This is a genomic window from Vitiosangium sp. GDMCC 1.1324 (assembly GCF_003044305.1).
In the GTDB taxonomy this organism is placed as follows: domain Bacteria; phylum Myxococcota; class Myxococcia; order Myxococcales; family Myxococcaceae; genus Archangium.
Window position 1 is genome coordinate 279,064 of the sequence record NZ_PZOX01000008.1, and the last position, 23,403, is coordinate 302,466.

Annotated in this window: 12 protein-coding genes and 1 pseudogene; 9 read left to right on the forward strand and 4 right to left on the reverse strand. The window is 69.0% G+C overall.

Translation table 11 applies throughout. From position 1 onward, the window contains the following. Positions 1 to 15: 15 nt before the first annotated feature. The 3 genes from DAT35_RS24395 to DAT35_RS62125 all read left to right on the forward strand — a co-directional run bounded on the left by DAT35_RS24395 (position 16) and on the right by DAT35_RS62125 (position 7,573). On the forward strand, positions 16 to 1,566 hold the full coding sequence (locus tag DAT35_RS24395) for an AMP-binding protein (RefSeq protein ID WP_108069535.1): 1,551 nt from the start codon (positions 16 to 18) through the stop codon (positions 1,564 to 1,566). Then, entirely contained in the window at positions 1,563 to 2,681 is a 1,119-nt protein-coding gene (locus DAT35_RS24400) for a ketoacyl-ACP synthase III family protein (protein ID WP_108069536.1), read from the forward strand. Before DAT35_RS24395 ends, DAT35_RS24400 begins: the two co-directional genes overlap by 4 nt. A gap of 113 nt (positions 2,682 to 2,794) precedes the next feature. After that, positions 2,795 to 7,573, forward strand: coding sequence for an Ig-like domain-containing protein (locus DAT35_RS62125; protein ID WP_108069537.1), 4,779 nt, complete (start codon positions 2,795 to 2,797; stop codon positions 7,571 to 7,573). Positions 7,574 to 7,594: 21 nt separating this feature from the next. On the opposite strand, the gene DAT35_RS24410 is transcribed toward DAT35_RS62125, so the two are convergent. Further along, positions 7,595 to 8,887 (reverse strand): MFS transporter, encoded by a 1,293-nt coding sequence (locus DAT35_RS24410; RefSeq protein WP_108069538.1) that lies wholly within the window; start codon positions 8,885 to 8,887, stop codon positions 7,595 to 7,597. 122 nt (positions 8,888 to 9,009) lie between these two features. On the opposite strand from DAT35_RS24410, the gene DAT35_RS24415 reads away from it, so the two are divergent. After that, positions 9,010 to 10,035, forward strand: a complete 1,026-nt coding sequence (locus DAT35_RS24415) for a LysR family transcriptional regulator (RefSeq protein ID WP_233261680.1) — start codon at positions 9,010 to 9,012, stop codon at positions 10,033 to 10,035. Here the strand turns inward: DAT35_RS24415 and DAT35_RS24420 are convergent. Continuing rightward, positions 10,022 to 13,342 carry a CARDB domain-containing protein gene (locus tag DAT35_RS24420; protein ID WP_233261681.1) on the reverse strand — a complete coding sequence of 1,107 codons (3,321 nt, stop codon included), beginning with the start codon at positions 13,340 to 13,342 and terminating at the stop codon, positions 10,022 to 10,024. The genes DAT35_RS24415 and DAT35_RS24420 overlap by 14 nt on opposite strands. A 219-nt stretch (positions 13,343 to 13,561) precedes the next feature. On the opposite strand from DAT35_RS24420, the gene DAT35_RS24425 reads away from it, so the two are divergent. Beyond that, positions 13,562 to 14,503 (forward strand): hypothetical protein, encoded by a 942-nt coding sequence (locus DAT35_RS24425; RefSeq protein ID WP_108069541.1) that lies wholly within the window; start codon positions 13,562 to 13,564, stop codon positions 14,501 to 14,503. Between the two features lie 98 nt (positions 14,504 to 14,601). Next, entirely contained in the window at positions 14,602 to 16,281 is a 1,680-nt protein-coding gene (locus DAT35_RS24430) for an Ig-like domain-containing protein (protein WP_158501856.1), read from the forward strand. 19 nt (positions 16,282 to 16,300) lie between these two features. On the opposite strand, the gene DAT35_RS24435 is transcribed toward DAT35_RS24430, so the two are convergent. Then, on the reverse strand, positions 16,301 to 20,254 hold the full coding sequence (locus tag DAT35_RS24435; protein WP_108069543.1) for a serine/threonine-protein kinase: 3,954 nt from the start codon (positions 20,252 to 20,254) through the stop codon (positions 16,301 to 16,303). Positions 20,255 to 20,514: 260 nt separating this feature from the next. Between DAT35_RS24435 and DAT35_RS62430 the strand changes: the two are divergent. The 3 genes and pseudogenes from DAT35_RS62430 to DAT35_RS24450 all read left to right on the forward strand — a co-directional run. After that, a pseudogene (locus tag DAT35_RS62430) lies at positions 20,515 to 20,793 on the forward strand (RNA polymerase sigma factor); the annotation flags it as partial. Between the two features lie 46 nt (positions 20,794 to 20,839). Continuing rightward, positions 20,840 to 21,085 carry an RNA polymerase sigma factor gene (locus tag DAT35_RS24445; RefSeq protein WP_108069544.1) on the forward strand — a complete coding sequence of 82 codons (246 nt, stop codon included), beginning with the start codon at positions 20,840 to 20,842 and terminating at the stop codon, positions 21,083 to 21,085. A 43-nt stretch (positions 21,086 to 21,128) separates the two neighbouring features. Further along, positions 21,129 to 22,886: a sigma-54 dependent transcriptional regulator gene (locus DAT35_RS24450; protein WP_108069545.1), complete on the forward strand. Its 1,758-nt coding sequence runs from the start codon at positions 21,129 to 21,131 to the stop codon at positions 22,884 to 22,886. Between the two features lie 69 nt (positions 22,887 to 22,955). Here DAT35_RS24450 and DAT35_RS24455 read toward each other — a convergent pair whose 3' ends face one another. Then, entirely contained in the window at positions 22,956 to 23,384 is a 429-nt protein-coding gene (locus DAT35_RS24455; protein WP_108069546.1) for a hypothetical protein, read from the reverse strand. Positions 23,385 to 23,403: the final 19 nt, after the last annotated feature.

A 23,403-nucleotide genomic window follows, 5' to 3' on the forward strand; every position in this document is an offset into this window, starting at 1 on the left:
CGGCCGGTGCCCTCGATGAACCTCGGACTGATTCCCGCCAAGTGGGCGGCCCTCACTCCCCGGCGAACCGCGCTGGTCGACATCGCCCACCAGCGGCGCATCGACTGGGCCACCTTGGACACCCGGGTGCGCAGGCTGGCCAACGGCCTGCGGGCACTCGGCCTGCGCTCCGGTGACCGGGTCGCCGTGCTCAGCCGCAACTGCATCGAGTACCAGGAGCTCTACTTCGCGGTGGGCCGCGCGGGCCTGGTGCTGCTGCCGCTCAACTGGCGGCTGTCCACCGAGGCGCTGCGCACACTCGTCGCCGAAGCCGAACCCGCCGTCCTGGTCGCCTCGGCCGAGTTCCGGCACGTGGCCGAGGACCTGGGCCGGTCCGTCGACCTGGTGCGCCTGCTCCACTGCGGACCCACCGGGGATGGCAGCTATGAGGAGCTCCTCGCCTCGGCGCCGGATACCGAGCCACCCTGGAGCGAGCACGTCCAGGAGACCGACCCCTGTTTCATCCTCTACACCGGCGGCACGACCGGAACGGCCAAGGGCGTGGTGCACTCCCATCGCAGTGTGGCCGCCGGGATGCTCAACCAGACGGTGGCGGAGCGGATCGTTCCCTCGGACGTCTACCTGCTCACCGGGCAGATGTTCCACATCCCCGTGGTGCTCTCGATGAACTACCTGGCCCACGGCTGCCCCGTGGTGCTGATGAACTTCGACGCCCGGACGGCGCTGGAGGTCATCGAGCAAGAGCGGGTCTCGTCGTTCCTCGGCATCACCACGATGCTCAACTGGATGCTGGAGGTGCCAGGGTTCGACTCCTACGACCTGTCGAGTCTGCGCAACATCCAGTACGGCGGCGGCCCAATGCCCAGCGCGATTGTCCGCGCGGTGGCGGAGGCCTTCCCGTGCGGGTTGATCCAGGGCTACGGGCAAACCGAAGGAGCGACCATGTCGTTCCTGTCCCAGGAGGACCACCGCAACGCGCTGCGGGGTATCCACCCGCACCGGCTGCGCTCCTGCGGCCGTGAGGGCTTCGGCACCCGGATCCGGGTCGTCGACGCGAACGGCCACGACGTGCCGCGCGACGGCAGGACTCCCGGTGAGATCGTGGTCCGCAGCGAGGCCAACATGCTCGGCTACTTCCGGCGGCCGGACCTGACCGCGGCCACCCTCCGGGACGGATGGATGCGGACCGGCGATGTGGCCACCTGGGACGACGAGCGCTACCTGTACATCGTCGATCGACTGAAGGACATGATCATCTCGGGTGGGGAGAAGATCTACAGCGTCGAGGTGGAGGAGGCGATCGGCAGACACCCCTCCGTGCTGGAATGCGCCGTGATCGGGGTGCCCGACGCGCAGTGGGGAGAGTCGGTGAAGGCCTTCGTGGTGCTCAAGGCCAACCGGACGGCGACAGCGGAGGACATCATCGACGTCGCCCGTCGGCACCTGGCCTCCTACCAGAAACCACGCTCGGTGGAGTTCGTCGCCGAGTTGCCGAAGGCGCCCACCGGCAAGGTGCTCAAGCGGGAGCTGCGCGCACCGTACCAGGCGGACAGGGACATCTCATGAAGACACCAGGCGTGTTCATCAGCGCAACCGGGGTCCACCTTCCCAAGCGAGTACCGGTCGAGTGGGCCGTGGCCCAGGGACATCTGGGCGAGGCCGAGGCCAACCGGTACGGCATCACGGGCGTTCCCATCGCAGGCGACCTCCCCGCGCCAGAGATGGCGCTTCGGGCGAGCACGCAGGCGATGCGTCGCGCCGGCCAGGATCCGGCGGCGCTGAGCCTTCTCCTGTACGTCAGCACCTGGTACCAGGGACCCCACGGCTGGTGTCCCCAGTACTACGTCCAGCGGCACACCGGCGCCGGACAGGCGACCGCGGCGGAGATCCGGCAGGGCTGCATGGGCATGTTCAGCGCCTGCGAACTGGCCGCGGCTCACCTGATCGCGGCGCCGGAGCACACGGCCGCCCTGATCACCTCGGCGGACAACTACAACTCCCCGCTCTTCGACCGCTGGCGATCCAGTCCCCATTCCCTGTGCGGCGACGGCGCGTGCGCGCTGCTCCTCACCAGGAACACCGGCTTCGCACGCCTGGAGTCGATCAACTCGGTGACACTGCCCCAGTACGAGGACAGGCACCGGGGCTCGGCCCCCCTGTTCCCGCCGGAGGCGTCCCTGGGCACCAAGGTCGACCTCGAGAGGGCCAAGGAGCAGTGGCTCTCGGCCACGGGCACGGACTCGCGGGAACTGGCGGCGACGATGGCCAGGGCCCAGCAGGAGGTCGTCGACAAGACTCTCCGGGAGGCAGGCCTGGACATGTCTGACATCACCCGGGTCGCCTTCGTCAACTGGTCCGAGGAGCGGGTGCGTGAACGCGCCGCCGTCCCGCTTGGACTGCCCATGTCCAGGTTGACCTGGGAGTACGGCCGCACCATCGGACATGTCGGCGCCAGCGATCAGGTGCTCTCGCTGGACCACCTCCTCGTCTCCCGCGAGCTGAACGCGGGGGACAACCTCCTGCTGCTCGGTACCGGGCCAGGGGCGAACATCGCGTGCATGGCCATGCGGATCCTGCACCGGCCGCGTTGGGCGGAAGTCGAGGACGTCCAAGGGGCACCCGAGCAACCGCAGGGACGTCGACTTCCTGCCCCCAGGGCCGGAGCGGCGCCGTCTATCTGACAGAAGGACGGGAAGTCGGGTAAATCATGACACTCTTGCATGGGGGGCTAGCCGGGAGAGTCCCGGACCTGGGATGATCGCTGACGCACCATCGAACAACCCAGGAGGTTGCCATGCGCACGCTGCTTTGGCTCGTCACCCTTGCCGGAGCCTCGTGGCTCGCCTCGGGATGCGAGCAGCGGCCAGAGACGGCCTCCTCGGAACGCACGGCGAGTGCCAGGCTCCTGCTCGCGCAACCGTCCCGGGCCGTCCAGGACCGCTACGTCGTCGTCCTCGCGCAGGAGAAGGGGCTGACGCGCGCCCCGGAGGACACCCGGAAGAGCATCTCCACCCTGGCGGGGGCACACGACGCCCAGGTGCGGCGCACGTACACCCACGCCCTCCAGGGCTTCACGGCCACCATGACACCGGAGGCCGCGCGGCGCATGAGCACGGACCCGCGCGTGCGCTACATCGAGCAGGATCGCCTCTTCCGCCAGTCGGGCACGCAGAGCGACGCCATCTGGGGCCTGGATCGCATCGACCAGCGGAACCTGCCGCTCAATGGCACGTACACCTACGAGTACACGGGCGCCGGAGTGCACGCGTACATCGTCGACACCGGCGTGCTCTCCACCCACGTCGAGTTCGCGGGCCGGATCCGTCCCGGCTTCGACGCCATCGGGGACGAGATGGGCACGGAGGACTGCCGCGGGCATGGCACCCACGTGGCCGGCACCGTGGGCGGCACCACCGTGGGAGTGGCCAAGGACGTGCTGCTCCACCCCGTGCGCGTCCTCAACTGCGAGGGCGAGGGCACCCTGGAGCAGGTGCTCGCCGGCATCGACTGGATCGCCGCCAATCACCAGACGCCGGCGGTGGCCAACCTGAGCCTCGGGGGCGAGGCGACGCAGGCCCTCGATGACGCGGTGGCGGCCACCATCGCCGCGGGTGTCACCTTCGTGGTCGCCGCGGGCAACGATGGCTGGGAGGCATGTTCCACCTCCCCTGCCCGCACGCCGCAGGCCATCACCGTCGGCGCGACGGACGACACCGACACGCGGGCCTGGTTCTCCAACTTCGGCCCCTGCGTGGACATCTTCGCGCCGGGCCAGGGCATCCTCTCGGCCTGGTTCACGGGCGACACGGACACCGAGATCGCCGATGGCACCTCCATGGCGACGCCCCACGTCACCGGTGCCGTCGCCCTCTATCTGGAGGGGCACCCCACGGCGACGCCGCAAGAGGTCGCCGAGGAGATCGTCGCCCGGTCGAGCCCCAATCTCATCAGCGACCCCGGACTCGGCTCTCCGAACCGGCTGTTGCACTCGGCCTGCATGGGGAAGAACGACGCGGTGCGCCCGGTGGTCTCCCTCACCGCGCCCGAGAACGGTGCCACGCTCAGTGGGGACGTGACCCTCACCGCGACGGCGTCCGATGACGTGGGCGTCACCCGGGTGGACTTCTATGCCGATGGCCAGGTCATCGGTTCCGACACGACGCCCCCCTACGAGATCGTCTGGGACAGCAGGGAGCACAACAACAGCGGGGTCACCCTCTCCGCGCGGGCCTTCGACGACGGTTGCAACAGCACGGCCAGCTCCGTGGAGGTGACGCTCGCCAACCCGGGCATCGCGAGCTACGACCCGGTGCTGGGCGCCCCGCGCTGCACCACCCTGGGTAGCCAGTGCGACTCGATGGAGCTGCTCGCCGGCCGGGGCATCACCTTCGGCCCCGAGCAGCACACGCCCAACACCCTGGGCGGCTCCTGCGTGGACGGCGAGGAGGGCATCTACGGCCTGTACCAGTTCGATCCCTCGCTGGAGCGAATCAAGGTCTCGCGGGAGGATGGGACGATGCTGGCCACGGGCAAGGAGGTGAAGCTCGAGGTCAACGTCTGGGCGAGCTTCGAGCCCGAAAACGAGTCACTGGACCTGTTCTACGCCACGGACGCGAACGCGCCGTCCTGGACGTACCTCACCACGCTGAGCCCCTACTCCAGCGGCTACCTGACGCTGTCCACCAGATACGTGCTCCCCGCGGGCTCCCTGCAGGCCGTGCGCGCCGTCTACCGGACCTATGGCAGCCCCATGGCCTGCTCCGGGGGAGAGATGGACGACCACGATGACCTGGTCTTCCCCGTGGGCACGGAAGTGGACAACACCCCGCCCTCTGTCTCCCTGACCGCCCCGGCCGCTGGCGCCACCCTCAAGGGCATCGTCACCCTCTCGGCCTCCGCCTTCGACAACTTCGGCGTGGCCCGCGTCGACTTCTACGACGGCTCCACCCTGCTGGGCTCCAGCTCCTCCACGCCCTACACCTTCTCCTGGGACACGCGCTCCGTCCTCAACGGCGCCCACGCGCTCTCCGCCATCGCCTTCGACACCTCGGGGCTCTCCGCGGCCTCCGCATCCACCGTGGACGTCACCGTCGACAATGACAAGAGCCCCCCCTCGGTGGCTCTGACGGCCCCGGCCTCCGGCGCCACCGTCTCCGGCACCGTGACCCTCTCGGCCACCGCCTCCGACAACGTGGGCGTCACCAAGGTGGAGTTCTACGACGGCGCCACCTTGCTGGGCTACGACGCCTCCTCTCCGTATTCCTTCTCCTGGGACAGCCGCATCGGCCCCAACGGGCCCCGCTCCCTCACCGCCAGGGCCCTGGATGCCGCGGGCAACAGCGCCACTTCGGCCGCTGTCTCCGTCACCGCGAACAACGACTTCACCCCGCCCTCTGTCTCCCTCACCTCGCCCTCCGAGGGCTCCATCATCTCCGGCACCTTCACCTTCTCCGCCACCGCCTCCGATGACCGGGCCGTCTCCAGGGTGGAGTTCCTCTTCGGCTCCTCCGTCATCTGCTCCAGCATCTCCGCCCCGTACTCCTGCAGTTTCAACTCCCGTAACACCACCAACGGCCCCCGTACCCTCTCCGCCAGGGCCATCGACTCCTCTGGCAACACCTCCCTCTCCTCTCCCGTCAACGTCGTCTTCGACAACGACCTGACGGCTCCCTCCACCTCCATCACCTCTCCCACCGCTGGCTCCATCCTCAGCGGCATCGTCCTCATCGAGGCCTCCGCCAACGATGACCGGGGCACCGTCTCCAAGGTCGATTTCTACCTGGGCGCCACCCTGCTGGGCTCCGACACCTCCGCCCCCTTCTCCTTCTCCTGGAACACCTCCAGCCTGACCAGCGGCGCCTATACCCTCAAGACCATCGCCTACGACCCCTCGGGCAACTCCGCCAATAGCGCCACCGTCTCCGTTACCGTCATCCAACCCGGCACCGCCGAGTATGACGCCACGCTCGGAGTGCCCCGGTGCACGCAAGTGGCCTATCGCTGCGACACCACCACGCTGGTGAAGGGCCGTGCCAATCTCGGCCCCGAGCCCCACCAGCCCAACACCCTGGGCGGCTCCTGCTCGGACGGCACCAGTGGCACCTTCCACAACAGCCCTTCCATCGACCAGATCGTTATCTCGCGAGTGGATGGAACGCCCTTCGCTCCTGGCAAGGAGGTGAAGGTCGACGTCACCCTCTGGGCGGTCTCGACGAGCACTGAGCGGCTGGATCTGTTCTACGCCGCGGACGCGAACGCGCCGTCCTGGACGTACCTCACCACGCTGACCCCTCCAGGCACTGGCACCCGGGTGCTCTCGACCACGTACCTGCTCCCCTCTGGCTCCCTGCAGGCCGTGCGCGCCGTCTACCGGAGTGGGGGGAGTGCCTCCTCGTGCACCGTGGACACTCTCAACGACCACGATGACCTGGTGTTCCCCGTGGGTACAGATGCGGACACCACCCCGCCCTCCGTCTCCCTGACCGCCCCGGCCTCTGGTGCCACCCTCAAGGGCATCGTCACCCTCTCGGCCACCGCCTCCGACAACTTCGGCGTGGCCCGCGTCGACTTCTACGACGGCTCCACCCTGCTGGGCTCCGACTCCTCCGCCCCCTACTCCCTCTCCCTGGACACCCACTCCATCCCCAACGGCGCCCACACCCTCTCCGCCATCGCCTTTGACGCCGCTGGGCGCTCCGCGACCTCCGCCGTGGCCGTCACCTTCAGCAATGACCAGAGCCCCCCTTCGGTGACCCTGACCGCTCCGGCCTCCGGCGCTACCGTCTCCGGCACCGTGACCCTCTCGGCCACCGCCTCCGACGACGTGGGCGTCACCAAGGTGGAGTTCTACGACGGCGCCACCCTGCTGGGCTACGACGCCTCCTCTCCGTATTCCTTCTCCTGGGACAGCCGCACCAGCCCCAACGGCCTCCGCTCCCTCACCGCCAGGGCCCTGGATGCCGCGGGCAACATCACCACTTCGGCCGCTGTCTCCGTCACCACGAACAACGACCTCACCCCTCCCTCCGTCTCCCTCACCTCGCCCTCCGAAGGCTCCATCATCTCCGGCACCTTCACCTTCTCCGCCACCGCCTCCGATGACCGGGCCGTCTCCAGGGTGGAGTTCCTCTTCGGCTCCTCCGTCATCTGCTCCAGCATCTCCGCCCCGTACTCCTGCAGTTTCAACTCCCGTAACACCACCAACGGCCCCCGTACCCTCTCCGCCAGGGCCATCGACTCCTCTGGCAACACCTCCCTCTCCGCTCCCGTCAACGTCGTCTTCGACAACGACCTGACGGCTCCCTCCACCTCCATCACCTCTCCCACCGCTGGCTCCATCCTCAGAGGCACCGTCCTCATCGAGGCCGCCGCAAGCGATGACCGGGGCACCGTCTCCAAGGTCGATTTCTACCTGGGCGCCACCCTGCTGGGCTCCGACACCTCCGCCCCTTTCTCCTTCTCCTGGAACACCTCCACCTGGCCCAACGGCACCTACACCCTCAAGACCCGTGCCTACGATCCCCTGGGCAACTCCGCCAACAGTGCCACCGTCTCCATCACTGTGAGCAATTGAACCCGGAGCGCACAGCACCTATCAGCGGGCCGCGCGGGCCCCCGGCAACAGGCGGACCGTCAAGGCCGCCAACGCCGAGGCGGTCGCCAGCAGCGTCACCGCCACCCATCCCCACCGGGCCAGCATGAGGCTGCCGCTTGCCGCGCCGATGGACATTCCGATGAACATTCCGACGAACAGCACGGTGTTGAGCCGGCTGCGTGCGGCGGGCTCGATGCCAAAGACAATCGTCTGATGCGCCACGAGCGTCATCTGGACGCCGAGGTCGAAGCCGATCGCACTGGCGGCGATCAGCCACAGCCGGGAGCTCGGCTCAAGCCACGGCGACGCGAGCATCGTGGCGAACGAGAGGGCGGTCAGTCCGGCGCCCAGGCGCGTGACCCGTTCGGGGCCGAAGCGATCCGCGATGCGGCCCGCCACGGGTGCACCCAGCGCCCCGGCCGCGCCGGCCAGGCCGAAGGCTCCGGCGGCCGCGCTGCCCAGGTGGAACGGTGCGCCATGCAGCATCACGGCGAGGGTCGACCAGAACGCGCTGAAGCCGACCGAGAGCAGGCCCTGCGCCAGCGCGGCCCGGCGCAATGCGCCGTGCTCGCGCCACAGGTTGGAGAGTGAACCGAGCAGGGCACGGTACGTGAGCGTGCTGGTCGGGCGGAAGCGGGGCAGGCCGCGCCAGGCCACCACGCCGATCAAGGCCACGCTGGCGGCGGCAATCATGTACATGGCGCGCCAGCCGAAGTGCTCGGCGACCACGCCGCTGATGACGCGAGACAACAGGATGCCGAACAACAGGCCGGTCATCACCGTACCGACCACCTTGCCGCGATGCTTTTCGGGCGCCAGGGTCGCGGCGGCCGGCACGATGTCCTGCGCCAGGGTCGCCGCCAGGCCGACGGCGAAGCTCACCGCCAGCAGCACGCGGATGCCCGGGGCGATGCCGCCCAGCAGGAGCGCCACGCTCAGGAGGGCGGCCTTGGTGAGGATGATGCGGCGCCGATCGAAGCGGTCGCCGAGGGGCGTCAGCAGCAGGATGCCCAGCGCGTATCCCAGCTGGGTAAGCATGGGCACGAAGCCCACCGCTGTGTCCGAGGCTCCGATGTTGGCCCCGATCACCCCCAGCATCGGCTGGCTGTAATAGATGGACGCCACCGACAACCCGGCGCCCGCGGCCAGCAGCAGGCGCAGGCCACCCGACAAAGACTCGCTGCCGCCAGGGCTGGCGGTCGCGGGCTGGGACGGCGTTGCCATCGTGGCGGAGGCTGTCGAGGCGACGGTGCCGTTTCCGGCGGCTCCATGTACGGCACGAATGAAGGACATGATGTTCACCCCTGGCGCTGCGAGATGGGGCAACAGTGCGCCAGACGTGTGGACATCGGTAGTAGCGTGCCTCGCACAGTGGATATACGCTTCGCGTATAACGCCGCGCGAAGTGTACCGTCATGCCCAATCATTCGAAGCCGCCCCGGATGCGGAGGTCCCCACCCGCTGTGCCAGCCACCGCCGACCGGCTCGAGCTGATGCAGACCTTCATCCGCATCGTCGACGCCGGCAGCCTGTCCTCCGCCGCCGCGCAGATGGGCACCACGCAACCGACGGTGAGCCGCCGGCTGCAGGCGCTGGAGCGCTCGCTGGGGCTGCGGCTGCTCCAGCGCTCCACCCACGCCATGAAGCTCACCGAGGACGGCGTGCGCTGCTACGAACGCGCGAAGGAGTTGCTGACCAACTGGGAGACGTTCGAGTCGGACCTGCGGGGAGCGGGCGACGAACCGGAGGGCACGCTGCGCGTCGTGGTGCCCCACGCGTTCGGGCAACAACTGCTGGTGGGGCCGCTGACGGAATTCCTGAATCGCCACGCGCGGGTATCGGTCGAATGGCTGCTGTACGACCGAGCGGCGGATTTCATCGCGGACGGCATCGACTGCGCGATCCACGTCGGCGAGGTGCATGACCCCAGCGTGGTGGCGATCCGCGTGGCCGAGGTGCCGCGCATCGTCGCGGCCGCGCCGTCAGTGCTGGCGGGCTTGCCCGAGCCGACCCATCCCGACGAGCTCGCGCGGCTGCCCTGGCTGTCGCTGCGCACGTTCTATCGCAACGAGGTCTCGCTGACCCACGTGGCCACCGGCGAGGTCCAGCCCATCTCCTTCCACCCGCGCATGAGCACGGACAGCCTCTATGCCATCCGCAGCGCCGCGGTGAACGGCCTCGGTGTCTGCGTGGCCTCGGCCTGGGTGCTCCACGAGGAGCTCAGGCGGGGTCGACTCCAGCACCTGGTGCCGAACTGGCAGGCCGCGCCCTTGCCCATGTATCTGCTCTATCCGTATGCGCGGTTCCATCCGGCGAGGCTGCGCGCTTTCGTGGAGTTGATGCGGGAGAAGATCCCCGCGGCCATTGCGGTGGCAACGGACGCAGGGAAGGTGTCAGCCCAGACGAAGGGGCCGGGGCCGGGTGTGACTACCCGCCGTTGATGACGAACTGCGACCCCGACTGATTGACGATGTTGCCGTCCGCCGAGCCGGTGATGGTGACGTTCGTCAGCGTCGCGCTGCCGCGGGCGCCGCCCATGGCCAGGATGCCGGCACCGTTGAGCGAGTTGCCGATCCGCACGTTGCTGATCACGACGCCCGGCATGTTGCCGCCACCGTTCTTGAACTGGATGCCATCGTAGGTCGAGTCGTAGATGTCGGTGTCCCGGATGGTGACGCCGGTGATGTCCCGGGTCGACGGGAACAGGGTGATCGCCCCGAACTCCTGAGCCTCGTTCCAGAACGCGCCACCGGTCCGGTAGAGCGCGTTGTTGGCGATCAGCGTCGTCCCCGAGAAGGGCAGCGGATCGTGGTCGGTTGCCAACATGATGCCGGGGTAGTTCATCGTGTCGTAGACCAGGTTGTTCTCGATCGTGTTGCCGTAGCCGCCGTAGATCGCGATGCCGTTCGCCCGCCAGGGCAACTGGACCGTGTTGTTGATGAAGTGGTTGTCGTGGGCGATGTCCAGCGAGGGGTCCTTGACGTAGCGGTTGGCCCAGACCGCCAGGGAGTCGTCACCGGTGGTGCGGAACGACGAGTTGAACACCCGCGAGTTCCTCGTGCCGTTGGTGAAGTTGATGCCGTCCGCATAGGTGTCGCGGATGCGCATGCCACTGAACTCCAGGCCATCGGCTGGACCCCACAGCTCGGGGATGTTGTCGTAGTCACGACCCACCCAGACAGCCACGTTGGCGTGCTCGATCCACACGTTGGTGATCTTCGTGTTCTTGCCGAACCGGCCGTTCAGACCCACGCCGCCCTCGGCGTTGCCGTCACCCCCACGGATCCGGCCGGAGCCGAAGATCGCGATGTCGGAGATCTGCACGTTGTCGTCGATGTCGAAGCCGAAGTTGCCCTCGTGGGGGTGGTTGATGCTCGCCGTCTGGTTCTGCGGCTCAATGGTGGAGTAGAGCTGGGAGTGCCACATGCCCGCGCCGCGGATCGTGACGTTCCGGATGCCCACCTGGTTGTACTGTCCGCGGTTGAGTGGGTCGTCGGTGAGGATCTTCTTCTCCTGCCGCCACTGTCCCGCCGGAATCCACACGCAGCTGATGACGCCGTTCTGATCGTCCGTCACCGCCCGCTGGAGGGCGTCCGTGTCGTCGATCCCGTCGTTCGGCACCGCGCCATAGCTGGTGATCGAGGTGCACTCGGCGGGCTTGCTCGCCGGCGGCGCCACCAGCTCGAGGTCGATCAGGTCGATGATGTAGAACGCCGCCGTGTCCGTCGCGTCGCGTTGCAGGCGGAACGTGGTGCCGACCGGGTAGGTCTGCGCGAGGAGCGCGTGCGACTCGTCGAACAGCCGCCGGGCGTCGGCCTGGGGCGTGTTGGTCAGCGCCTCCGGGCCGTCGGTGTTCCCGTACAGCCAGCTGTGCCTCGACGAGAGCGTCAGCTTCTGGACGAAGGTGCCGTTGGCGTACAGGCTGATCGTGGCCTCCTGGCCGCCTCCGCCCGACGCGTCGGGGATGGAGTTGCGCACGACGATCGAGTTCGTCGCGTTCGTCGAGGTGAACTCGACGTACTGACCGGTGCTGCTCAAGCGCACGGACTTGCGGCCCGAGGACTCGGTGGCGAAGTTGGTGTGCCCGAAGGTGCGCAGCGGGTCCGTCTCCAGCAAGGTGCCCTGGTAGCGGCCGGCCTCGGCCTCGTAGGTGACCCACGGGACCGCCGCACCGCGCCCGACCACGATCGACTGCGAGAACGTGTTGTTGTTCTCGTTGGTCTCGGCGACGACGCCGGTCGCGTCGGCCGTGGCCGTGACGGTGGCTCCCCCGCTCGTGGCGGTCCAGCTGCCGCTGGTGGTCACGGTGACGGTCGCGCCAGCGGCGACGGCCGGAGTGGTGGCGTCGAGCGTGCTGCCGCCCACCACGACACGGGTGACCGTGGTCGCCCCGACCGCCGAGGTCCCGCGGTTCTTCACCGCCACGCTGAACGTGACCGGCGCTCCGACGGCCGGGTTCGCGGGGTTCGGGCTGATGCTCAGCACCTGCAGGTCGGGCCCGGGAGGCTCCGACACCGTGAGCCGGGTCGGGTTGCTGAAGGCGTTGTTGCTCTCGTCCTGCTCGACGACGACGCTGTCCGGGTCGACGACGGCGCCGATCGTGTAGGACCCGGCGGTCAGCTTCCCGATCGGCGCCGACACGGTCGCGACCGCACCGGCCGCGAGACCGGCGACGGCGGCCGTGGCGACCGCGGCACCGTTGACGGTGAGGTTGACGCTCGTCGCCGCCGATGACCGGGTGCCGGCGTTCTTCACCGTGGCCGTCAGCGTGATCGTGTCGGACTCGAGCGGCGAGCCCGGCGTCGCGGTGACTCCGGTGACCGTGAGGTCGGGGTTGGGCGAGGGAGTGCCATAGACCTGGAGCTCGGCGACCTGGCCGTTCCCGGACCCGGTGTTGCCCGTGAAAACGACCCGGACGTCGGCGGCGGTGCCGGTGAACGGAACGGTGACCGTATTACCGGTCGCCGGGTTGAACGTGTACGCCGAGGAGGCCTTGAGCGTGGTCCACGACCCGCTGGCCTGGCCGCGGCCCTGGAGCTCGAAGGTCTGGGTGCGGGTCGCCCAGACGGAGGCCGGAGGAAGCTTGATGACGACGCCCGAGAGGTCGGCGTTCGTGCCGAGCGAAACCGTCAGGGTGCTCGGGTACTGGCCGTTCGCGCCCTCCCAGTAGGTGTCGGTCCGGTCGTCATTGGCGTTGGTGGCCACGAACTGCCACTCCGTCGAGGAGCCCACGATGGGCTTGCCGAGGGCGAGGTTGGTGCCGGTGGGTGGAGGCGGATCCGTCGGCGGGTTGCCGGAGGTGCCGCGGACCTCGAGCTCGGAGAGCTGGCCGGCATTCCAGCCGGTGTTGGCGGTGAGGTTGACGCGCACGTAACGCGCGGACGTGTCCGGGACGTCGATCGTCACGGTGTTGCCCGTGGACGGGTCGAACGTGTAGGACGCGCTCGCCGTGAGGGTGGTGAACGAGGAGCCGTCGAGGGAGGACTGGACGGACAGGGTCTCGTTGCGAGCACCCCAGCCCGCCGGGAGCCGCAGGACGACGTCCTCGACGGTCGCGGTCGAGCCCAGGTCGACCTGGGCCCACTGGGGGAAGACGCCGTTGGTCGATTCCCAGTAGGAGCCCTGGTTGCCGTCGGTGAGGTTGTTCGCCGTGTAGGAGCCGTTGCTGCTGCTGGCGGAGGCGGGCTTGCCCGTGGAGAGCACCGTCAGGGCCGCGGACACGCTCCGCGCGGCGACCGGCACGCTCACCGGCGCGACATCTTGCCTGTCAGACGAGCCACCCGCCGGGGTGCACGCACTCGTGAGAAATGGAATCGCGCATACGGCGCGAAGCAATGTCTTTGAATATTTGAAGTGGAGCATGAATCTTGCCTCGATCAGACGGAGAGTGAAATGTGTCACCAGGCCTAATAGAGGCATTCGCAACGGGTTTTGGGTTAACAAAACCACCTTCTTGAAAGGGGAAAGATGAACCGCTGGACCTCATTGGCCGTGCTCGCGGTGTGCGTACTCGCTTGCTCCGACGCATTCGCGCAGATGCTGTCCAACCGGACGCCCCCGCAGCACCGGGTGGTCCACCGCAACACGTTCGCGCTCCGGAACAATCCGCTGGGGCTCTTGTACGAAGGGCGCTTCGCGTACCGCTTCCGCCTGTACGAATCGGAGTCGCAGGCGCTGCGCGACAACTTCGTGGGCATCGGGCTCGCACCCGGAGGAAGTCCGGCGTTTGCTCGCGTGGGCGCGTATGTGGAATTCCAGCCCGCGACGGTCCTGGGCTTCTGGGCGGTCTACGAATACGTGGGGTACTACGGGACCTTCAATCTGTTTCAGTCGTTCCCCAACGCGTCGTCCGACTTCTCCGACACCACGATCCAGGCCCGGGGCGGCCTCCCCAAGGACGATCCCCTTCGCAGCTATCCGACGTCAGGCACCCAACTCACCGTGGGCACGAACCTGAACTTGAAGGCCGGCCCCATCGTGCTGAGAAGCCAGGCACGGCTGGTCCGCCCTGACTTCAAGGTTCGAGCCGGCGATTCCGTGTTCTACGACCAGTTCTATGACCTGCTGATGCCCAACCAGGGACTTGCCGTGTTCAACGATCTGGATCTGCTCTACCAGACCGACTTCCAGTTGATGGCCGGCCTTCGCTACCACGTGGGCGTGCCGTTCTATTCGAACGAGCAGCTTCCTCCGGGCAGCACGGTGAAGAACTCGGTGCAACGGCTCGGACCCTTCCTCGCCTACCGCTTCAAGGATGAAGACGGCGCGGCCTTCAACCAGCCCTCGCTCGCGCTGGTGGTGAATTGGTACCTCCAGCACCGCTACCGGACCGGTGCGGACAGTTCGGCGGCGCTGCCGTATCTAGCGTTGGCCTTCAACGTGGTCGGGGACCTGATGCCACTGGACTGAGGTGGGCTCCCCCCCATTTTCCCCATTGCTCTTGTTCGCGCGTACGCGTCTTTGTGTTACCAATGAGGTACGGGGCCGACCAGAAAAGGAAGTATCGCGTGAAGCCGACCCCGCCTCCGCCGTACTGGTCTGCCACCGTCGTGCTGCTCGGGGTCCTGGGCCTCGGCTGTCCCAGTACTCCTCCTTCGTACCGGGTTCGCGTCACTCCCGAGACGGTGACCTATTCCCCTAGCACCAAGAACCCGGGTCTCCCGGAGCTGGAAGTGGCGGCCGTGCTCGAGGACCCGGATGGAAACCCGGTGCCCGGCACCTCGTTCTCCTGGTCGAGCTCGGACGATTCGATTGCCAGCTTCGCGAATGTGAGTGAGCAGGGCCGTGCCCAGTTCCGGGCTTACAAGAGCGGCTGTGCCCTCCTCACGGCCGAGGCGGACTCGCCCTCTGGCAAGGTGAGTGGCACCTCGCGGGCCACCATCAGGTATCCCGAGGAGATCCGCCCGCAGCCCTCGGGCTATCTGCTGACTCCGGGCGAGGCGTTCTCCATCCTGCTCGATTCGAGCACGTCCGTGAAGCCGGTGACCTGGACCACCACCGATGCCGCGGTCGCCACCGTGGACGAGCAGGGCCGGGTGACGGCACGGGGGCCGGGACACGCCCGCATCATGGCCAGTTCCTCCCCTCGCCAGGGCTGTGAGAGCAGTTGGACCGTGAGCTCGAGCACGGAGGTCGAGGTGCGGCCCACGCCCCTGCGGTTCTCCACCGTGCAGGCGTCCTCGAATCTGCCCATGCCCAGCGCGTGTGCCCTGGACGCCGAGGGGCGCCTCCATTGTTGGGGGGCGGTGGCCGGTCTCAGCCCGGCGATGTCGTGCGTGGTGGATTTCGCGGTTCACCCTCCCATCGAGATCTCGTGCCAGACCGTTCCCCTGCCGGTGACCGAGGGCGTGCGGTTCACGCAACTCGCCCATCGATGTGGCCTGACGGACTCCGGACAGGTGCGTTGCTGGGAGAAGTCCTTGGAGGCTCAGCCGCCCCCGCTTCCCACCGCCCCCCTGAGCCAGCTCTCGGCGGGGTCACGCCACTCCTGCGGTCTCACGAGCACGGGCCAGGCCTGGTGCTGGGGCAACAACAGCCTGGGACAGCTCGGCGTCAATGACTTCTGCCCCGGGCCCGTCTGCGGTGACAACCAGGTTCCCAGCCCCGTCGCCGGAGACCTCCGCTTCACCCGCATCGACAGCGGCTCCGACCACACCTGCGCGCTGGATGCGGACAACCAGGCCTGGTGCTGGGGTGCGGACGCCTCCGGGCAGCTCGGCGGTGGTGCTGTCTCCACGCAGACCTGCCGGGATGGAGCGCCCTGCGCAACCTCGCCTCGCGCGGTCGTGGGGAAGCTCGCCTTCCAGGACATCGACGCCGCCATGGGAACGACCTGTGGGCTCACCACCTCGGGCGAGCTGTATTGCTGGGGTCAGAACCTGGGCCCGACCCCCACCCGGATGGAGGGATTGCCCGCCTTCGTCTCCCTCGAGGAGGGGTGCGGTCTCACCGCCGAGGGAAAGGCGTATTGCACGGGCACGCAGGGCGGCCTGCTGGCCACCCCCGTGGCGCCCGAGCTGCGCTGGCGCTCGCTCTCGTGGACGGTGAGTGGTTTCTTCTGCGGCCTCACCACCGAGGGAGTCGCGTACTGCGGTGGGAGTGAAAACCGCGTAGGTGAGCTGGGCAACGGCACGGGAGGCATCACCTGGGGCGTGAACAGGGGGCTCGCCCCCGTGCTCGGCCAGTAACGGTGATGCGGCGGGATTGTTACCCGGCCTCGCCCCAGCGCTGGCGGGCCAGTTCCAGGACGCGGGCGTTCTCGGGCACCCGCGTGAGGTAGCGCTCCCGGATGGCTTCCTCGGGAATCTCCTCGGCTCGGGAGCGCACGCACGCCAGCGCCTCACGCAGGGCCCGCTCGCCCGTGGCGGTGTCCCCCAGGGCGAAGCACGCCTCGGCCAGCACCTGGAGCAGCCCCACCCTGGCGAATCCCTCCCCGCCGACCCCCGCGAGCTGGCCCAGCGCGGACTCCACCTCCCGACGTGCTTCCGCCGCTCGCCCCTTCGCCAGCAGCACGGCCCCCAGGGCCCCGCGCGCCGGGAGCAGGTAGGGCACGAACGGCTCCAGGACCTCGCAGGCCCTGCGCGCCCGGCTCAGCGCCTCGTCCAGGTTCCCCTCGTTCTCCGCGAGCCGGGCCAGCACCAGGAGCGTGGAGCCCAGGCGCACCCGGTTGGGGGACTGCTCGTCCACCGCCCCGTGGAGCAGGGTCCGCGCCTCCTGCTGATGTGCCGGCTCGGGGCTGGCGGCCAGCACGATGGCCAGGGACTCGCGGGCGTGGGCGAGGGTGAAGCGCCGCCCCCCGCGCAGGGCCAGGGCCAGGCCGTGGCGGAGCCGCCCCACCGCGCCCTCCGTGTCTCCCAGGGCTTGCAGCGCGCGTGCCGCCCAGATGTGGACCGCCACCGTGTTGCGCTGCTCGCCCACTTCCTGGAAGGACTTCTCGGCCCGTTGAATCCAGCCCAGCGCCTTCCACGGACTGTTCGTCAGGTGGAAGTCCCTGAAGCAGAAATGGGAGTACATCCAGCCGCGCACGATTCCGTCCTGGGCGATGACGTCCTGGCCCGTCCGCTCCATCCGCTCGATGCAGGCCTGGTACTCGCGCATGGCACCGAAATAGAAGGTCATGCTGCTCATGAAGCAGAGCGCCAGGGCGTAGGCGCTCCGGGCCTCGGGCTCCGGCTCGGCCTCCATCAGCAACCGGAACAGGGCGAGCAGATGCTCCTTCTCGCTCTGGCCAATACCCAGGCACAAGCCACCCATCAGCCTGCACCACTGGGTGCTGCCCGCCCTCAGATGGGGGAGCACGGCGCGGCCCAGCGTGGACATCGTCGCGAAGTCATCCATCCAGAAGGCGGCGGTGGCCTGCAACGCCTTCAGCCGCGCCTCTTGCTCGCCCCGGGGCTCCAGCGCCAGAGCCGCCGCCATGCACCGCTCCAGACCCCGCATGTCGTTGCGCTCGAAGTGGTGCTCGGCCGCCAGGGTGTAGAAGTGGATGGCACGCTCGGGCCGCTGGCCCAGCCGGAAGTGCTCGGCGAGGACCTGGGGATCGCTCTCCCCGGCCTGCTCCAGCCACTGGCCCGTCAGCGCGTGAGCGCGTGGCTTGTCCGCGTCGGGGACCAGGCCCTGGGCCGCGTCCCGCACGAGCGCGTGGCGGAAGCGGTACTCGAGATGACCCGGAAACCGGCTCGTGGGTTGCGGCTCCACCAATTCCAGCGCCACCAGGTGCTCCAGCCATCCTTCCAGCTTCGGACGCGAGCACTCCTCGCCCAGCAGCGCCGACACGCCTCCGTCCCAGAAGGAGCGGCCCAGGAAGCTGGCGGCCAGCAACACCTGTCGGGCCCTGGGCTCCAACCGTCCCAGGCGCGCCTGGAGCATGGCCAGCACGGTCTCGGGCGCGGTCCCCCCCCGCGCTTCCGCCTCTCCGCGGATGAGCTCCTCCAGGAACAGGGGATTGCCGGCGGCCTGCTCCACGAGCCGCTCGATGAGGGCGTCGGGTGTCTCCGGGCCCAGCACCTCGCGCACCAGCCGCGTGGCCGCCCGGGACTGCAGCCCTCGCAGGGAGAGCTTCTGCGTCCACCGGATTCCGAGCGCCGGCGGCAGTTGCTCCGCGTCGGGACGGGACAGGGCCAGCACCATGAGGGGCTGTTCCGCCAGCTCCCGCAGCACCTCGTCCACGAGCCTGACGGTGAGCCCATCGCCCCAGTGCAGATCCTCCAGCATCAGCAGCACCGGGTGGTGGGCGCACTCGGCTCGGAGGAACGTCACCAGCACCCGGCCCAACTGGTTGCTCAACAACTGCGGGTTGCCGCGCGCGGCGCGCAGCCGGGGACTGTGCTCGTCCGGAAAGGGGATGCCACACAGCTCGCCGAGGAACTCGGCCACCTCCTGTGCCTGGGGCGCGGGCAGATGGCGGGAGAGCCGCTGGAGCAGCCGTGTCCTGCGCACCTCGAGCGGCTCGGCACCCGTCACGCCACACAGCCGGCGGAGTGCATGGCCCAGCAGTCCATCCGCCGAGCCGGCGCTCATGGGGTCTCCCCGGCCCAGCAGCACCAGGGCCTGATGGCCCTCGCGCTCCAGCCGGCGCATGAACTCGTGGCGCAGGCGGGACTTGCCCATGCCGGCCGGGGCCCGCACCAGCACCGCCTGCGCGGCGGACTCCAGGACACAGGTGCCGAAGGCCAGCTCCAGCAGGGCCAGCTCCTGCTCCCGGCCCACGCAGGGGGTGGGCCTGCCCAGCAAGGGGCGGGACTCGTCCGCGCCGAGCTGCTCGCCCTGGAGCTGGAACACGCCGGACCGGGCGCGTGTGAGCTGGAAGCCGGGGCCCAACAACCCCGCGGTGACCTCATCCAGCAGCACCGGGGTGGCGGCTTCGGGAGAGGCGCCCTCGAGCTGTCGCAGGAGCTGGCCCGCGCGGTCCACGGCCTCGCCCACGGGCCGGCCGGACTCGAGCCGGCCGGTGGTGAGCACCACGGCGGCTCCGGGCCAGCGCTCCTGGATGAGGAGGGCACAGCGCGCCGCGAGCACCGCGGGATCGCTGGCCGAGCCATGCATCGCCACCAGGGTGGCCACCAGCGCGCCGTCGGCGAGCTGCTCCACCTGCACCGCCTGGGACGAGAGCAGGTTGCGCAGCGTGTCCCGCAGCGAGTCCCATGATTCCGGCTGTCCGCTGGAGGGTCCGCTCGTCGCGGAGGGCGCGGCCAGCAGCACGCTGACGAGCCGCTGCTCCCCCTGGAGCAACCCGGGACCTGGAGCCCGTGGAACACGGGCCGTGGAGGTGCCTGTCTCCCGCGGGGAGTCGAGTGCCTCCAGCACGCGCAGCAGGCTGGCCACGTCGGGAGGCCGCTGCGCGGGCTCCTTGGTGAGCATGTGCTCGACCAGCGCGATCAGGGACTCGGGGAGCTCGGGGCGGAGCGAGCGCAGGGACTCGGGCTGCGTGAAGAGAATCTTGGCCAGGGCGGCGACGAAGTGGGGGGCGGTGAAGGGGGCCTTGCCCGTCAGGCACTCGTAGAGCACGCAGCCCAGGGAGAAGATGTCGGCGCTCCGGGTGAGCGGAGCACGGCCCAACGCCTGCTCGGGGGCGATGTACCCCGGAGTGCCCAGCACCACTTCACTGCCCGTGAGGCTGGTGGAGGGCCGCAGGTAGCGCGCCAGACCGAAGTCGAGCAGCACCACGTCCTCGGGCCGGCCGTGGTGCAGGAAGAGGTTGGAGGGCTTGAGGTCGCGGTGGATGATGCCGCACTGGTGCGCCGCGTCGAGCGCCTCGGCCGCGCTGCGCAACAGCGACAGGGACTCCTGGAGACTCAAGGGCTGACGTGCGAGCCGCCGCGCCAGGTCCTCCCCTTCCAACCACTGCATGGCCAGGAAGGGCTGGCCCTCCTCGCTCTGGCCGTGGGCGACGTAGGAGACGATGCCGGGGTGGCGGAGCTCCGCCAGCATCGCGGCCTCTCGACTGAAGCGGTGCAGGGCCTCGGCGCTCTCGGCGTGCAGCAGCTTGAGCGCCACGCTCTGGCCAGAGTGCGCGTCCACGGCACGGTAGACGAAGCCCATGCCGCCATGGCCCACCAGGGCCGAGAGTGTGAAGCGCCCGGCGATGACCGTGTTCTCCAGGAGCGCGGAAACAGCGTCGGGGGACCGAACCGGTGGGGACCGGCCGGGGAGGAGTCGCATAGAGGGTCTGGAGTCTAGAGCCGCGAGAAGAACGGACCTACTGCCTCCGCGTGTCGCGCCCACGCAGTCGCGTGTCGCCACCACGCGGTTCGGCGTTCAGGGTCGTTCCCGCGCACAGCATGCATGGACCATTCCACGCTCGCGCCGCCTTCGAGCCCTCCGAGGGCCCGGGCGTGCGCCAGGGCTCTCTCCTGGCGACTGGCACGGCGGGTGCTCACGGGGGGCCCTCCCTCCCTCGGACGACTCCGTCCCAGACGCGCATGAACGACAGGTACGACAGCAGGATTGGTGGTGGTGTTCTCCGGAACGGTCTTCCCTCACGCACGGAGAGTGAGGACATCTTCGTCGCGCGGTATCGGGAGTGGCTCCTGGTGAAGGCGAGGAGCGTGTGCCGCAATCCGCATGACGCGGAGGACCTCGCGCAGGAGACCCTGCTGCGCTTCCTCCAGGCCGCGGGCAGGGGCGAGGCGTTTTCCCATGAGCGGGAGTGTGAGGCGTGGCTGACCACCACGCTCACACGCCTCCACTATGACCAGTGGCGGGCGAGCAGGAGCCGGGCCCACTGGGCGAAGGATCCGAGCTTGAATGGCGAGGCCCAACGGGCATGGGCGTCCAGTGCGCGGCCCGTCTACGACGCGCTTCGCCCAGGCCCTCGAAACACTGAGCCCCAAGTTGCGGACCACCTTCGAGCTGCACGCGGCGGGACAGAAGTACCAGGACATCGGCCGCTCCCTCGGCCTCTCGATAGGGACCGTGTCCAAACGGCTGCACGATGCCCGAGCGAAGCTCCAGAAGGTGCTCCTGCCGCTCGCCGACATGGGCCTGAACTGAAGGCTGTTTGCTGAGGAACCTCGGGTCGGCGTAGAGGAGAGCGATGTTCGACCAGCTCCCCTCCGTTGTCACAGCGCTCCAGGCCGCGAGGCACTTCGAGCAGGCCGCGCGTGTGGTGCTCCGCACGGCGTTGCTGCTCGGTGAGGAGGCGCTGGAGGCCAGTGCCTTCGCCCGCGAGGGCCGGCTGCTGAGGGGCGTGGTGCACCTGCGGCCGGACGACGCCTATCGCCGTCTGGTGTCGTTGGAGTGGGAGTCGCTCGCGACCTCGGCACCCGGCGAGGAGCCCCTCCAGACGGGTGAGCAACCCCAGGGGGCGCTGCTGACGTCCGCCTCCGCCTGGCGCGCGGTGGTGGAGCACGGCTGTGCCCTCTCCATCGACGTGGGCCTGGGCACGCTGAGTCCGCATGAGGGCGCCGCCCGCGGCATCCCCGCGCCGGGCCTGCTGACCACCCCCTTCACCCCCGAGAGCCAGGAGCGGCTGTTGAGCCGCCAGACCACGCACGTGTGTGTCCTGCCGTTGCGTGGGGTGGGCGGGCGCATCGACGGAATGTTGGTGCTGGAGGCGAGCTGCGTGGCGGCGATCGGCCAGGAGTTCATCTGGCGGCAGGTGGGGCCTCGGCTCCAGCTCGCCGCGGACCTGGCCGCGCCCTACCTCTCGGGCCTGCCGCATGAGGGCGCCCTGCCAGAAACGGACGAGTTCCTGCCCGTGGTGGGCGCCTCCATGGCCAACCTGATTGGTGTGCTGCGCGTCTTCGCGCAACAGGAGGAGACGCTGCTCATCAGCGGCCCCACCGGCGCCGGCAAGTCCCGCCTGGCCCGCTGGTGCCATGAGCGCTCCGCTCGGCGCAGGGGCTCCTTCGAGAGCCTGGACCTGATGATGGTGCCCGAGGAGTTGCAGATGGGAGAGCTCTTCGGCTGGCGCCGGGGCGCCTTCACGGGCGCGGTGCGGGACAATCCCGGCTGCCTCGCGCGGGCCCAGGGCGGCACGTTGTTCATCGATGAGATCGACAAGCTGTCGCTCAAGGCGCAAGCGGGGCTACTGCACGTGTTGGAGGAGCGGACGTACCGCACGCTCGGGGACGCGGCGAGCCAGCAGCGGGCCAACGTGCGCTTCATCATCGGCACCAACGCGGACCTGCGAGAGTCGGTCCGGCGAGGCACTTTCCGGGAGGACCTGTTCTACCGCATCAACGTCCTGCCCGTCCGGGTCCCGCCCTTGGAGGAGCGCCGGGACGAGATCGCCGCCTGGGCGCGCTACATGCTGGAGCGCCACCATCAGGAGAAGACACCCGCGGGCGTGGTCCGCCTGTCCGCGGACGCCGAGAAGCGGCTGGAGTCATGCGCCTGGCCCGGCAACCTGCGGCAGCTCGACAACATCATCCGGCGGGCCTACACGCTGGCGCTGGTGCAACGGGGCGGGGTCGGGCAGGAATTGGAGCTGCGGGAGAGCCACGTCGAGCAGGCGCTCGCATACGAGGAGGGCCGGCAGGAATCGCTGGTGGGAGTGCTGGGACAGGCGGCTCGCGCCTTCGTACAGGAGGCGCAGCGCCGGGAGAGCCCCCTCGACATCGACTTCGCCGAGTGCCTACGAGGCTTCGTGCTGGCCGAGGCGGTGCAGCAGGTGGGACGGGAGGAGGCCTTCCGCCTGCTGGGGCGCGAATCGCTGGTGAAGAGCCGCAACCATCTCAAGGCGCTCCGTCAGGAATTGAAGAAGGCGGAGGCCCTGTGCAAGGAGGTGGGGCAGCCGATCCCCGCCTTGTTCGCGCAGGCGGAGGGCACGGATTCGCGGGGCACGAGCTGAACGGGCCGGGCACGACCCTCGTGGAGTCGAACCCGGCCCCGGGTCACCTGTCCGAGAGGGACGGAGACATCAGGTCATGCAGACGTGGACCGACGCATCGGGGAACGAGCTCAGCGAGCCATCCGGTACCACGAAGTGGTTGGCCCAGTCGTAGCTGTCGGGGTTCTGGATGAGGAACTTCCCGCCGACGCCGATGAGGTAGATCTGCCCGCTGGACCGCTCGCGCAGGCGGGTGCCGCACTCGGGGGTGTTCGACACGGTGGACGTGGAGGTGTCCGGCACCACGTTCACATTGCTCCAGCCACCGTAGTACGCCACCTCGTCCTCGGTGTGGACCCAGAACTTCGCGGCTCCGAACGTGACGTACACCTCGGCGTGCGAACGCTCGCGCACCATCATGCCGTTCACCGGGCGGTAGAAGAGGTAGTAGTTGTTGAGGCTGCCCTGAGGAACGGTGCGGACGTCACTGGTCCCACCGAAGTACCCCAGCTCATCCATCGACGGGAAGCCCCACTTC